This is a genomic window from Pantoea sp. AG1095, assembly GCF_003208415.1.
GTDB lineage: Bacteria > Pseudomonadota > Gammaproteobacteria > Enterobacterales > Enterobacteriaceae > Pantoea > Pantoea leporis.
Genome location: NZ_QKMJ01000002.1, coordinates 421,089 through 434,824 on the forward strand (window position 1 = coordinate 421,089; position 13,736 = coordinate 434,824).

General features: G+C 55.2%; 13 protein-coding genes. 7 read left to right on the forward strand and 6 right to left on the reverse strand.

Annotated elements, in window-relative coordinates:
- Positions 1 to 3: 3 nt before the first annotated feature.
- From DEU53_RS08505 to puuD, 5 genes are all read right to left on the reverse strand, one after another.
- Positions 4 to 969 carry a glycosyltransferase family 2 protein gene (locus DEU53_RS08505; protein ID WP_110866672.1) on the reverse strand — a complete coding sequence of 322 codons (966 nt, stop codon included), beginning with the start codon at positions 967 to 969 and terminating at the stop codon, positions 4 to 6.
- Entirely contained in the window at positions 966 to 1,325 is a 360-nt protein-coding gene (locus DEU53_RS08510) for a GtrA family protein (RefSeq protein ID WP_101763396.1), read from the reverse strand. Before DEU53_RS08510 ends, DEU53_RS08505 begins: the two co-directional genes overlap by 4 nt.
- Before the next feature lie 95 nt (positions 1,326 to 1,420).
- On the reverse strand, positions 1,421 to 2,698 hold the full coding sequence (locus DEU53_RS08515) for an FAD-binding oxidoreductase (protein ID WP_110866673.1): 1,278 nt from the start codon (positions 2,696 to 2,698) through the stop codon (positions 1,421 to 1,423).
- 24 nt (positions 2,699 to 2,722) lie between these two features.
- Entirely contained in the window at positions 2,723 to 3,280 is a 558-nt protein-coding gene (puuR, locus tag DEU53_RS08520) for an HTH-type transcriptional regulator PuuR (RefSeq protein ID WP_008104818.1), read from the reverse strand.
- Positions 3,277 to 4,041, reverse strand: coding sequence for a gamma-glutamyl-gamma-aminobutyrate hydrolase (gene puuD / locus DEU53_RS08525; RefSeq protein WP_110866674.1), 765 nt, complete (start codon positions 4,039 to 4,041; stop codon positions 3,277 to 3,279). The genes puuR and puuD overlap by 4 nt, the downstream gene beginning before the upstream one ends.
- A 213-nt stretch (positions 4,042 to 4,254) precedes the next feature.
- Between puuD and DEU53_RS08530 the strand changes: the two genes are divergently transcribed.
- Both DEU53_RS08530 and DEU53_RS08535 read left to right on the forward strand, forming a co-directional pair.
- Complete coding sequence (locus tag DEU53_RS08530) at positions 4,255 to 5,670, forward strand: glutamine synthetase family protein (RefSeq protein ID WP_101763399.1); 1,416 nt, start codon at positions 4,255 to 4,257, stop codon at positions 5,668 to 5,670.
- 371 nt (positions 5,671 to 6,041) lie between these two features.
- Positions 6,042 to 7,400 (forward strand): APC family permease, encoded by a 1,359-nt coding sequence (locus DEU53_RS08535; protein ID WP_101763400.1) that lies wholly within the window; start codon positions 6,042 to 6,044, stop codon positions 7,398 to 7,400.
- Between the two features lie 196 nt (positions 7,401 to 7,596).
- Here the strand turns inward: DEU53_RS08535 and ygbI are convergent, their stop codons facing one another.
- Entirely contained in the window at positions 7,597 to 8,358 is a 762-nt protein-coding gene (gene ygbI, locus DEU53_RS08540; protein WP_101763401.1) for a DNA-binding transcriptional repressor YgbI, read from the reverse strand.
- A gap of 259 nt (positions 8,359 to 8,617) precedes the next feature.
- Here ygbI and ltnD point away from each other — a divergent pair, with 259 nt between their 5' ends.
- From ltnD to DEU53_RS08565, 5 genes are all read left to right on the forward strand, one after another.
- Positions 8,618 to 9,526, forward strand: a complete 909-nt coding sequence (gene ltnD, locus DEU53_RS08545; RefSeq protein ID WP_101763402.1) for an L-threonate dehydrogenase — start codon at positions 8,618 to 8,620, stop codon at positions 9,524 to 9,526.
- A 2-nt stretch (positions 9,527 to 9,528) separates the two neighbouring features.
- Positions 9,529 to 10,788 (forward strand): 3-oxo-tetronate kinase, encoded by a 1,260-nt coding sequence (gene otnK / locus DEU53_RS08550; RefSeq protein ID WP_110866675.1) that lies wholly within the window; start codon positions 9,529 to 9,531, stop codon positions 10,786 to 10,788.
- A complete protein-coding gene (locus DEU53_RS08555) occupies positions 10,785 to 11,411 on the forward strand; it encodes an aldolase (RefSeq protein WP_110866676.1) in 627 nt (208 codons plus the stop codon). The genes otnK and DEU53_RS08555 overlap by 4 nt, the downstream gene beginning before the upstream one ends.
- Positions 11,411 to 12,190 (forward strand): HPr family phosphocarrier protein, encoded by a 780-nt coding sequence (locus DEU53_RS08560; protein ID WP_110866677.1) that lies wholly within the window; start codon positions 11,411 to 11,413, stop codon positions 12,188 to 12,190. The genes DEU53_RS08555 and DEU53_RS08560 overlap by 1 nt, the downstream gene beginning before the upstream one ends.
- Before the next feature lie 119 nt (positions 12,191 to 12,309).
- The gene (locus tag DEU53_RS08565; RefSeq protein WP_110866678.1) at positions 12,310 to 13,662 is read left to right on the forward strand and encodes a GntP family transporter; all 1,353 of its coding nucleotides are present in this window, start codon (positions 12,310 to 12,312) and stop codon (positions 13,660 to 13,662) included.
- The last annotated feature ends 74 nt before the right edge of the window (positions 13,663 to 13,736 follow it).

Genomic DNA, 13,736 nt, shown 5'->3' on the forward strand with positions numbered 1-13,736 from the left:
TAATTACTGTGTTTTTATTATTGATGTTTTGTCTGCTGCAAGGTCATCGTTATTATTTTTTTTAGATATTACAAAACGTGGTCTACTTTTGGCCTCAATATAAATTCTACCAATATACTCCCCAAGCACACCAATCCCTATTAACTGAACGCCACCTAAAAACAGCATTGAGACCATAATTGAAGGATAGCCTTTAACAGGGTTACCCCAGAAAATTGTATCTATCAGCATCCATGCGCCATAAACAAACGAAAGTACGGCAACAATGAGACCAATATAAGTCCAGATACGAAGCGGGAAGGTTGAAAACGAAGTGATGCCTTCAAGGGCTAAATTCCACAACTTCCAGCCATTGAATTTGGTGGTTCCAGCAACCCGATCTGCCCGAACATATTCAACAATTTCTGTTTTACCACCAACCCAACTGAGAATACCTTTCATAAACAGGTTACGTTCTTGAAGCATTTTAATATTTTCAACCACATCACGTGACATTAAACGAAAATCGCCAACGTTCTCCTCGATTTTTGGAGAGCTAATCTTATTATGCAGTTTATAAAACCACTCAGCAGTTTTCCGTTTCAAATGTGAGTCGGTGCTACGATCAACACGTTTCGCGAGTACAATATCTGCACCTGAATGCCATTTTTCGATCATTAATGGGATGACATCTATAGGATCTTGTAAATCCACATCGATTGGAATGATGGCATCGCCAGTTGCCGCTTCAAGGCCAGCGAAAAGGGCCGGTTCTTTACCAAAATTGCGTGTGAACGAAATATGTTTGACTAAATCATCATTAGCCTCAATTTCATTGAGAACCGCTTCTGTGCTGTCTGTGCTGCCATCGTTTATGAAAACTATTTCAACATTATATTTTTTAAAAGGTTCAAATTCGCGTACTGCTTTATAGAAAAGGGGAATGGCCTCCTCTTCATTCAGTACTGGAACAATAAGAGATAATTTCATTTACTCGTCCTAAACACGAAAAACTTAGAGTAGGCGAAGCCGCAAACCAAGCTGAGTGCAGAGAAGAAAACCAATGTAATAATTGGATTAATGTGCAGATAGTCAGCTGTCCAGCCCACGGCTGTTGCCATTGCGCCCATAAAGCAGATATAGAGAAGATATCGGGTGGTGGTCGCTTCTGCGTTAAACGTCCATTTTGCGTTAGCAAAGAAGGAAAAGGTTACCGCAACACAAAACGCCACGAGGTTAGACAGGGATTGGCTACCAACGATGGCATAAAGTGCGGCAAATACGCCCCAATGAATGAGCGTATTAATTACACCTACAGAAGTGTATCTGGCGAACAACCTCAACATTTTACAGCCCAAAAATTAAAGAGCCTGATCCTGACATTACTGCTGTTTTATAGCAAGTTTTGGTAAAGGAATGTCGAGAAATTGTAATCAGTGGTTCACACCCCAAACCGATCCCTTAACGCATACCACGCCGCTCCCATCGCGGTAAGCGGCACCTTAAACCGTCTCCCACCTGGAAACGGCAGATGCGGCAATTTCGCGAACGCATCAAATCTCTCCGCATGTCCACGCAGCACTTCAGCAATCAACTTTCCTGAAAGATGGGTACAGGTCACGCCGTGTCCGCTGTCGCCCTGCATAAAGAACGCATTCTTCTCCACCTGCCCAAACTGCGGCATGCGCGATAGCGTGAGCAGGAAATTGCCGCTCCAGCGGTGGCTGATTTTGATATCCCGCAACTGCGGAAAGGTGCGCAGCAGCTTAGGGCGAATCAGCGCTTCGATGTCATCCGGCTCGCGTGCGCCATACACTACGCCGCCGCCGTAGAGCAGGCGGTTATCGGCGGTGAGGCGGAAGTAGTCGAGCAGATAGTTACAATCTTCAACGCAGTAATTGTTCGGCAGCAAACCCAGCGCCTGATCGCGCGTTAAAGGTTCGGTGGTGACGATCTGCGAACCGCACGGCATGCTTTTGCCCGTCAGGCGCGGTTCAAGCTGTGACGGCAAATAAGCGTTACCTGCAAAAATCACGAAGGTGGCGCTGACTTCGCCCTTAGCGGTTTTTATTCGATGCGGTGCACCATATTTCACTTCAATCGCCGCTGACTGCTCATAAATGCGCCCGCCGTGACGGCGAATCGCTTCGGCTTCGCCCAATGCGAGATTAAGCGGATGCAGATGTCCGCCGCGCTTATCAAGTAAGCCACCGACATAGCGATCGGTCGCCACTTCGCGCCGAATACCGCGTTCGTCGAGCAGCTCCAAATCGTGATTGCCGTAGCGTGCCCAAAGGGCTTTTTGGTTGCGCAGATGGCCCATTTGCCGCTGATTCAGTGCGGCGAAAATGCCGCCGGGGCGATAGTCGCAGGCGATAGCGTAACGGTCGATGCGGTCGCGAATGATCTCCGCTCCTTCAAACATCATGCTGCCAAGCATTTGTGCGGTCTGTTTGCCGTAGCGCTGCTCAATCACATCCACGTCGCGGCTGTAGGAGTTGACGACCTGGCCGCCATTGCGGCCGCTGGCGCCAAAGCCGATTTTCGCCGCTTCAAGCAGCACCACGTCGTAACCGGCTTCGGTGAGAAACAGCGCGGATGAGAGTCCGGTAAAGCCGCCGCCAATGATGCAGACATCGCATTGCACTGACTCTTGCAGCTCCGGCCACGGCTCATGGGCGTTGGCGGTAGCGGCGTAATAACTTCCCACATGTTGCATGACATCCTCCTTAAGCGCGAAATCTTAGAAATTGGCGGGCGTATGCGCGCTAACAATGCGACACGGCTGATCTGAGGTATTGGTAAAACTGTGCGGCAAGCCGGTATCAATCACATAGCTTTCACCGCGATAGAGATGGTAACTCTGGCCGTTGACCACCAGCGTGATTTCCCCTTCCAGCACGGTGCCGGTTTCCTCGCCGGGATGGCGTAACTTCTCGCCGGTGCTGGCGCCGGGTTCATAGCGCTCCAGCAGCATCGCCAGCGCGCGCCGTGCAGCACCGTTATCGATCAGCATCAGCGATACGCCAAGGCTGCCGATCTCCACGCACTCTTCCGGGCGCACAATCACCCGCGGCGTGGCATTGATTTTGGGTTCGGAGAAAAACTCTGAGAGCGAAAGCCCATAAACTTTCAGCAGCTTCTGTAAGGTGCTGACGGCCGGGCTCACTTTGTCCTGTTCGATAGTGCTAATGGCGCTGTGCGTTAAACCTGATAACTCAGCGACGCGACGCTGAGACAATCCCAACTCCTGCCGGATCTGCGATAAGCGACGTCCGGGTGCCAGAGTGGCATCATTCATGGCTGTTTTTCCTTGTGATAACAGACAGCGGCGTGGATAAAAGCCTCAAACAGACGGCGCGAGACCGGATCACGTTCGGAGTGCCATTCCGGATGCCATTGCACCGCAAGGGCGAAAGGGTGCTTTGGCAGGCTTACGGCTTCAACCAGCCCGTCGGGCGCGCGCGCTTCGATACGCAGCTGTGGACCGGTTTCGCGGATGCCTTGCCCGTGCAGCGAATTCACCGCAAAGGGTTCGGCGCTGCCGAGCAGTTGGCTCAGCATGCCATCCACTTCTGGCTGCACGATATGTGCCGGCGCGTATTGCTCATCCAGCGGCAGCGCGTCGTTTTCGCGGTGCTCCTGAAACAGATGTGTCATATGCAGCTGGCGATGCAGCGCACCGCCATTAGCGACCACCAGCTCCTGCAAACCGCGACAGATACCGAACATCGGCATCTTTTTACCCATCGCATGGGTGATGAGCCCAAAGGCGAGGCGATCGCGCGCCGGATCGGCATGCGTCTCTTTACCGTCTGCGCCATAATGCCAGGGCTCGATGTTGCTGGGGCTGCCGGTCAGCAAAATGCCATCCAGCACGGTCATACTGTTTTCTAATAGATGAGGTGCCTGCATCAGTTGATGCGGCAAGGGCAGCGGCACGCCACCGGCAAGCACGATAGCGTCGAGATATTTGTTGTGAACGGTTTGCCCTGCGTGGCTGCCAATAAAATTCTGGCACATCACTACGCCAATCAAGGGCTTGTCAAAAATAATGCCCATAACGTCTCCGCGTTGCTGTTCAATATTTTCGCCGAAAATGCGCGGCTGGCCTTAAAAGTGTGCAATATTTTGTCAATCTAGCAACCGATCGTTCATTCCTCAAACAGAATTGTTACATTTGCACACTTTTTGCGTTAGCGCTATGTTAGTGGAGTGGCTGTTATTTTGAGCATTGCGCGCACCAATATTAAACGGTAAAGGGCGGGTGGGATCATGACGAACCTCGTAGAAGTAGAAGACTTCACGCGACACAGTGAAGAGAAACGAACAAGCGCGTTCCAGCTGGAGGTCAAAACCTGGCTGGAACGCCATCCTGAAACGCAGTATGTCGATATTCTTCTTAATGATTTAAATGGGGTATTTCGCGGTAAACGCATTCCCATCTCCGCATTGGCAAAACTGGAAAAAGGGTGTTACTTCCCGGCCTCGGTTTTCGCTATGGATATCCTCGGTAACACCGTCGAAGACGCCGGACTGGGCCAGTCACTGGGCGAACCCGACCACCTCTGCATGCCGGTGCCCGGCACCTTGATTCCTTCTGCCGCCGATCCCACGCACATCGCTCAGCTGTTGCTGACCATGTGTAACCAAGATGGCACTCCCTTTGACGTTGAACCCCGTAATGTTCTCAATCGGCTGTGGCAACAGCTGCGTAATCGAGGATTGTTCCCGGTGGTAGCGGTAGAGCTGGAGTTCTATCTGGTGGATAAAAAGCGTGATGCGGAGGGCTTCATTCAGCCGCCGTGTTCGCCGGGCAGCGACGAACGCAATATGCAGAGCCAGGTGTATTCGGTCGATAACCTCGATCACTTCGCCGACGTACTGCGTGACATCGACCATCTGGCCAAGCTGCAAGGCATTCCCGCCGATGGCGCGCTGGCGGAAGCCTCGCCCGGCCAGTTCGAAATCAACCTGCATCACACACGTGACGTGTTGAAAGCCTGCGATCACGCTATCCAGCTGAAACGGCTGGTGCGTCAGGTGGCGGAAAATCACGGCATGACCGCCACTTTCATGGCCAAGCCTTACGAAGAGTACGCGGGCAGCGGCATGCATGTGCACATCAGCATGCTGGATGCCGCCGACCACAACGCTTTCGCGCTTGATGACGGCAGCGATTCACCGCTGATGAAACGCGCGCTTGCAGGCATGATCGATTTAATGCCGGCTTCGATGGCGCTGCTGGCGCCGAACGTGAACGCTTATCGCCGCTTCCTGCCGGAAGCCTATGTACCGCTGCAGGCGTCATGGGGACACAACAACCGCACGGTTGCGCTGCGTGTGCCTTGTGGCGATGCGGATAACCATCGCATCGAGTATCGCGTGGCCGGTGCGGATGCAAATCCCTATCTGGTGGTGTCAACAATTCTTGCCGGTATCTTGCACGGTCTGGATAATCAGCTACCTTTACCGCATGCGGTGCAGGGCAATGGACATGAAGCCGAAGGGCTGGCATTACCGATTCGGCAGAGTGATGCGCTGTATGAATTCGAGAATAGCTATCCGCTGCAAAAGCTGCTGGGCGAGCGTTTTAGTGGGGTGTGGCACAGCTGCAAACAGTACGAACTGATGCAGTTTGAGCGCTTAATCACCTCGACGGAAATCGACTGGATGCTCAAGAACGCCTGAGTGCCGGAAGAATTGATCTAACGTCTTGTGCCGATGGCATAAGTTGGGGCAAAATACGCGCCCTGCAAAATGAGAACTAACCGACGTTAATCGCGTCGGTTATTTTTTTGCATGATGTACTCACTGACATTCACACGAGGCCGGACACGCATCCGGATAGATAGATACTGACAAACACGCTTGTGCGTGAGATTTGAGGAAAACAAAGATGGGACTGTTTAACATTGCACCAGCGCAGGCTGGTTCTCGCTTCCGTGATGACTACGGCGCCGCGACAATCGTAAACACTAATATCACTTCTCACTGCAGCAAATTGCGCAGTAGCCCTGTAGCCCAACCGATCGCGGTTGTCGTCTGCGGGGGCCTGAACAATGTCGCTTAACACCTCTGCCGCACCTCAGCGTGCACACCTGAAAAAATCTCTGACCCTGATCCCGGTTGTCATGATGGGCCTGGCGTATATGCAGCCAATGACCCTGTTTGATACTTTCGGTATCGTGTCTGGATTGACCGACGGCCACGTCGCCACCGCTTATGCTTTCGCCCTGATCGCGATTCTGTTTACTGCCGTGAGCTACGGCAAGCTGGTACGCCGCTTCCCATCTGCGGGCTCCGCTTACACCTATGCTCAGAAGGCAATCAGTCCGCACGTCGGCTTTATGGTTGGCTGGTCATCACTGCTGGACTACTTGTTCATGCCGATGATCAACATCCTGCTGGCGAAAAGCTACTTTGAGACGCTGGTGCCGGGCATTCCGTCGTGGATTTTCGTGGTGCTGCTGGTGGCCTTTATGACCATCTCCAACCTGCGTGGAATCAAAACCGTTGCCAACTTCAACAGCGTGATCGTGGTGCTGCAGGTGGTAGTGATGGTAGTGATTACCGGTATGGTGGTTTACGGTGTGGCACACGGTGTTGGCGAGGGGACATTGACCAGCAGCAGACCGTTCTGGTCTGAGAATGCGCACGTAGTCCCGATGATTACCGGTGCGACCATTCTCTGTTTCTCGTTCCTTGGCTTTGACGGTATCAGTTCGCTGTCAGAAGAGACCAAAGATGCTGAACGCACCATCCCGCGCGCGATTTTCCTCACCGCGCTGATTGGTGGTGTGATCTTTATTGGGGTTTCTTACTTCCTGCAGCTGTACTTCCCGGACATCTCGCGTTTCCAGAATCCGGACTCTTCACAGCCAGAGATCATGCTGTTCGTGGCGGGTAAAGCGCTGCAAATTGGCATCCTGATCTTCTCGGTGGTGACGGTGCTGGCATCCGGTATGGCCGCGCACGCAGGCGTTTCACGTCTGATGTACGTGATGGGCCGCGATGGCGTGTTCCCGCAGCGTTTCTTTGGCTTCGTGCACCCGAAATACCGCACGCCGTCACTGAACGTGCTGCTGGTGGGCGCGGTCGCGCTGATGGCGATCAACTTCGACCTGGTAACCGCAACTGCGCTGATTAACTTCGGTGCGCTGGTGGCGTTCACCTTTGTAAACCTGTCGGTGATTGCGCAGTTCTGGATCCGTGAGAAGCGTAACAAGACGCTGAAAGATCACATCAACTATCTGGTGCTGCCGGTGATGGGTGCCCTGACAGTCGGTGCGTTGTGGATTAACCTGGAAGAGACCTCCATGGTGCTCGGCCTGGTGTGGGCAGCGATTGGTATTATTTACCTCGCCTTTGTGACCCGCACCTTCCGCAACCCGGTTCCGCAGTTCAGCGAAGAAGTGTGATTTAATCGACGTCGCTGTCCCCCATCCCGGCCTTCCCCCGCAAGCGGGGGAAGGAGACGCTGCCACATGCACCTCCTCACTCGCATAGAGCACCATCTTCCTCCCCCATTTATGGGGGAGGACCGAGGAGGGGGACAGCAAGCACGGACCATGGATAGGGGACAGCAAGCACGGATCGAGTAGGGGACAGCACGCACTATCCCGCCAATACCAACTCCCAACTCCCCGCACTCAACGCCTCGCGTCCCGCTTTACTCAACCCCGCATCGGTAATCAAGGTATCAAACCGCTCCAGCGGTAACGCCAGATGCGTCGCAATCTTGTTGTACTTCGAACTGTCGCTTAACAACACGCGCTTACTACTCACATCGCTCGCCGCCAGCTTCACCGGCACCTTATCCTCATCCGGCGTAAACAGTCCGCGCGGGCCCCAGCAGGACGCGGAGATAAACGCGATATCGATCGCCAGCTGGCGCAAACTTCTGGCGGCCGCTTCACCGACGCTGGAACGGTTCTCACGACATACCGTGCCGCCGGTGTGAATCAACTTGCAGCCGCTGCTCTCCATCAGCAGGCGCGCAATCACGAAATCGTTGGTCACCACCAGCAAGTCATCACGCTCAAGCAACTCGCGCGCCAGCGCCAGTGTGGTAGTGCCGGCATCGAGATAGATGCAGCTATTACGCGGAATATGACGCGCGGCATACTGCCCAATCGCCATCTTCTCGCCGCTGTACATATTGGTCTTCGCCAGATGCGACGGCTCCGCCGCCAGACGATCCGCCGAGCGCACGCCGCCCGAAACAGACAATACCGCGCCTTGCTCTTCCAGCTTCTGCACATCGCGACGTATCGTCATATGCGACACACCCAAGCGCTCAGTGAGCTCGGCAATGCTAACCACGCCGCGTTCGCCAACCAGCGCTAAAATTTGTTGATGACGTTCAACCGGAATCACCTTGCTCTCCCTGAATTATCATTTTTTCACATTGTAGATCATCGATTCACAGCCCGCAGCACAATTTATCTTGGCGGAATCTAAGCAGAAATCCCATCTGAACTGACTTCGAAGCGCTGACGTCCGGCTGTGAATCCATGTTAATCATTGAGCACCTAAGTTAATTTTTGTGATATTACGCACGTTTATTCGCCACCGACTGCGGCAGACTTAACACCAATGAACAAATTATCACTTAAATTAACAATGAGGGTTTGCTATGTCAGCAACCGTGAATAACATCGGCGTGATTGGTTTAGGTTCCATGGGCATGGGTGCAGCGCAGTCTTGCATCCGTGCAGGATTAAATACCTGGGGTGTTGATCTCAATCCGCAGGCGCTGGAAACCCTGCGTCAGGCCGGTGCACGTGATGCGCAAACCTCCGCTGCCCGCTTTGCCGCTGAACTCGATGCGGTGCTGTTGCTGGTGGTGAACGCCGCGCAGGTTAAAGCAATCCTGTTCGGTGAAAACGGCGTGGCGGCTCAGCTCAAGCCCGGCACCGTGGTCATGGTCTCTTCTACCATCTCTTCACAGGATGCGCAGGCGATTGAACAACAGCTGGCGCAGCATCAGTTGCTGATGCTGGATGCACCGGTTTCCGGCGGCGCAGCCAAAGCTGCAGTTGGCGAAATGACGGTAATGGCGTCCGGCAGCGATGAAGCTTTTGCCCTGCTCAAGCCTGTACTGGATGCGGTGGCGGCGAAAGTCTATCGCGTGGGCAGCGAAATCGGTCTCGGCTCAACCGTAAAAATCATTCACCAGTTGCTGGCGGGCGTGCACATTGCTGTGGGCGCTGAAGCGATGGCGCTGGCCGCGCGCGCTGGAATCCCGCTCGACACCATGTATGACGTGGTGACCAACGCCGCCGGTAACTCATGGATGTTCGAGAACCGCATGCGTCACGTGGTGGATGGCGATTACTCGCCGAAATCAGCGGTCGATATCTTCGTTAAAGATCTCAATCTGGTGGCGGATACCGCCAAGTCGCTGCACTTCCCGCTGCCGCTGGCTTCTACTGCGCTCAATATGTTTACCGAAGCCAGCAACGCCGGCCACGGTCGTGAAGATGACAGCGCGGTGATCAAGATCTTCAGCGGCATCACGCTGCCGCAGGCGAAGGAGCAATAATCATGCGTTTAGGCGTTATTGCAGACGATTTTACCGGCGCAACCGACATCGCCAGTTTTCTGGTGCAAAACGGTTTGCCGACCATCCAGTTCAACGGCGTGCCGGAAAGTCATGACGCGCTGAGCGCGCAGGCGATTGTTATCAGCCTGAAGTCACGCTCATGCCCGGCGCAGCAGGCGATCGATCAGTCGCTGGCCGCGCTGCAGTGGCTGCAACAGCAGGGCTGCGATCGTTTCTATTTCAAATATTGCTCCACCTTTGACAGCACCGAGCAGGGCAATATCGGCCCGGTGACTGATGCGCTGTTGGCGGCGTTGGGCGAAACGCAAACGGTGATCTCGCCGTCGCTGCCGGTTAACGGTCGCACGGTGTATCAGGGTTATCTGTTTGTCGCCGATCAGCTGCTGTCCGAATCGGGCATGCGCCATCATCCGGTGACGCCAATGACCGACAGCAATCTGGTGCGTTTGATGACGCGCCAGGCCAAAGGCCAGGCCGCGGTGATCAACGCCGCGCAGCTCGATCAAGGTGCTGATGCGGTGCGTGCGCAGCTGGATACCCTGAAAGCACAGGGCATCAACTATGTGGTGCTGGATGCGCTGCACGAGCAGCATCTGCTGACGCAGGGCGAAGCGCTGAAAGAGACGCGCCTGGTGACCGGCGGTTCAGGCCTGGCGATCGGTATCGCCCGCGCCTGGGCAACGCAGCAGCAGAACAGCGATGCTGAACACGCCGGGCGCCCACAAGGCGATCGCGCGGTGGTGATCTCAGGCTCCTGCTCGCAAATGACCAACCGTCAGGTGCAGGCGTATCGTCAGCAAGCGCCCTCGCATGAAGTGCTGGTGGAGCGCTGCCTCGATAACACCGAAAGCTATGCGCAGGAACTCTGTGATTGGGTGGAAGCGCATCATCAGTCCGATCTGGCACCTTTGCTGTTTGCTACCGCCGATGCCCAGCAGCTGCAGGCCATTCAGCAGCAATACGGCGCGGCGCGCAGCAGTGAAGCGGTTGAACAGCTGTTTGCTGCGGTAACTCGTGAACTAAAAACCCGTGGCTGGCAGCGCTTCATCGTTGCTGGCGGAGAAACCTCGGGCGTGGTGGCACAAAGCCTTGGCGTCACCGCATTCCACATTGGCCCAATGATTTCGCCGGGCGTGCCGTGGGTACGCGATATCCATCAGCCGCTGTCGCTGGCGCTGAAATCAGGCAATTTTGGCGATGAACAGTTCTTTGCCCGCGCACAACAGGAGTTTTCAGCATGACGGAACAACAAGCACGCGAAGAAATGGTGCAGCTCGGCGCGTCCTTCTTTCAGCGCGGTTACGCCACCGGTTCAGCGGGCAATTTGTCGCTGCTGCTGGAGGATGGCAACTTGCTGGCGACGCCAACCGGCTCCTGCCTCGGCGAACTGCAGGCCGATTGCCTGTCGAAAGTGACGATTCAGGGCGAATGGATCTCCGGCGACAAGCCGTCGAAAGAGGTGGCTTTTCACCGCGCGCTCTACCTGAATAATCCCGCGTGCAAAGCGGTAGTGCATCTGCACAGCCACTATTTGACGGCGCTCTCCTGCCTCAACGATCTCGACAGCGAAAACTGTATTCGTCCGTTCACGCCGTATGTGGTGATGCGCGTCGGCGATGTGCCGGTGGTGCCGTATTACAAGCCGGGCGATCAGCGCCTGGCAGACGATCTGGCGAATCTGGCCTCGCGCTATAACGCCTTCCTGCTGGCCAATCACGGTCCGGTGGTGGTGGGAAAATCCCTGCGCGAAGCCGCCAATAACACCGAAGAACTGGAAGAGACCGCGCGCCTGATGTTTACGCTCGGTGACCGCTCGATTCGTTATCTGACCGATAGCGAAGTCGCGGAATTGAGGAATGTTTAATGCCTAAGTTTGCAGCCAATTTATCAACGCAGTTCGGTGAGCTGCCGTTTATCGAACGCTTTGCCGCCGCGGCCAATGCCGGTTTTCGCGCCGTTGAATTCCTGTTCCCGTATGACTTTCCGGCCGAGGTGATTAAAGCCGAGCTGGAAAAACATCAGCTGGAACTGGTGCTGTTTAACACCGCCGCAGGCAACGTGCAGGCGGGCGAGTGGGGCGTTTCCGCCATTCCGGGCCGTGAACAGGAAGCGCGTGCCGATATCGATCGGGCGCTGGAGTATGCGCTGGCGCTCAACTGCCAGCAGGTGCATGTGATGGCGGCAACGGTGCCAAACGGTGCCGATCGTGCAGCCTATGAAGAGACTTTCGTGCGTAACATGCATTATGCCGCCGAGCGTTTTGCGCCGCACGGCATTCGCCTGCTGCTGGAAGCGCTTAATCCAGTCACTAAGCCGAATTATCTCTACGCCAGCCAGTATCAGACGCTGGCGATGATGGCGCGTATCGATCGTGCCAACGTCTTTACCCAGCTCGATCTGTTCCATGCGCAGTTGGTGGACGGCAATCTGACGCATCTGATTCGTGAATACGCCGGGCGTTATCGCCATATCCAGATCGCCTCGGCGCCGCATCGTCACGAGCCGGATGAAGGCGAGATCAACTATTCCTATCTGTTCGACCTGCTGGATGAAGTGGGTTACGACGGTTGGGTGGGATGTGAATACATCCCGCGCGGCCGCACTGAAGCTGGCCTCGGCTGGTTCGCGCCTTACGCTAAATAAATTTTGTTTAACCACCCAGCACAGGGATTTTCAGCACTGTGCTGGGTAAGTCATACCTGAATTCGTCAATACCAGATAGAGCTGTACCCAAACTATACTAATTAAATCAGAGGATTATCATGTCTACCGCGTTGTTGTTAGCCATTGCTACCGCCAGCATTGTGATCTTGCTGCTGCTGGTGATTAAAACCAAAGTTCACCCCTTTGTGGCGCTGCTGATTGTCAGCTTGCTGGTGGCGATTGCGACCGGCATTCCAGCCGACAAAATTATGGAAACCATCTTTAGCGGGATGGGTAACTTGCTGGGGCATATCACCATTATTATCGTGCTGGGGGCGATGCTCGGCGCAGTGATTGAGGCCTCGGGCGGTGCCGAGTCGCTGGCGCAACGCTTCAGTAAATCGCTGGGTATCAAGCGGACCGTGGCGGCGCTGACCATGGCGGCGTTTATCCTCGGCATTCCGGTGTTCTTCGAAGTCGGCTTCATCATCGTGATTCCGCTGATTTATGGCTTCACCAAAGTGGCGCGCGTGTCACCGCTGAAGTTTGGCTTGCCGATGGCGGGCGTGATGCTGACGGTGCATGTGGCGCTGCCAACCCATCCCGGCGCGGCGGCGGCGGCGGGCATTCTGCACACTGATATGGGCTGGCTGATGATGCTCGGTATCCTGACCTCGATTCCGGTGGGTATCGTCGGTTATTACGTCGCGAAAGCGATGAACCTGCGTCAATATCATCTTTCCGTTGATGTATTAGAACAGCTGCAGCTAGCGAAGCCGGAAGGCAAGCCGAAGAACGACGCGCCAGCGCCGGGTGCACTGACCATTACCGGTCTGATTGTTGTGCCGATTCTGTTGATCGTCATGGGCACCGTCGCGCATACCACACTGGCTGAAGGGAGCACGCTGCGTGCAGTGATGACGGTGATCGGTACGCCAGCCATTGCGTTGCTGATTGCGCTGGGACTGGCGGCATGGCTGCTCGGCGTGCGTCGTGGCTGGAGCAAAGAGAAACTGGAAGATCTCACCGGACGTGCGATTCCCAGCTCCGCCAGCGTGATTCTGGTTGCGGGCGCGGGCGGCGCGTTTGGTAAGGTGCTGGTGGAATCGGGCGTGGGCAAAGCGCTGGCGTTGACGCTGGAAACCTTGCATCTGCCATTAGTTCCGGCGGCCTTTATTCTGTCGCTGGCGCTGCGTGCTTCGCAGGGGTCGGCAACGGTGGCGATTCTGACCACCAGCGGCTTGTTAAGCCAGGCGGTGGGCGATGTGACGGATATGCAGCGCGTGTTGGTGACGTTGGCGGCCTGTTTCGGTGGGTTAGGTTTGTCGCACGTCAATGATGCGGGTTTTTGGGTGGTGACGCGCTATCTGGGCTTGTCAGTGGCCGATGGCCTGAAGACCTGGACGGTATTGACGACGGTGATGGGGCTGAGCGGTTTCGCATTGACGTGGCTGGTGTGGGGGATGATTTAAGGGTTTTCCCTCACCCTAACCCTCTCCCACAGGGAGAGGGAACCGATCGAGCGCTCACGCCAGCATTTGGCAGC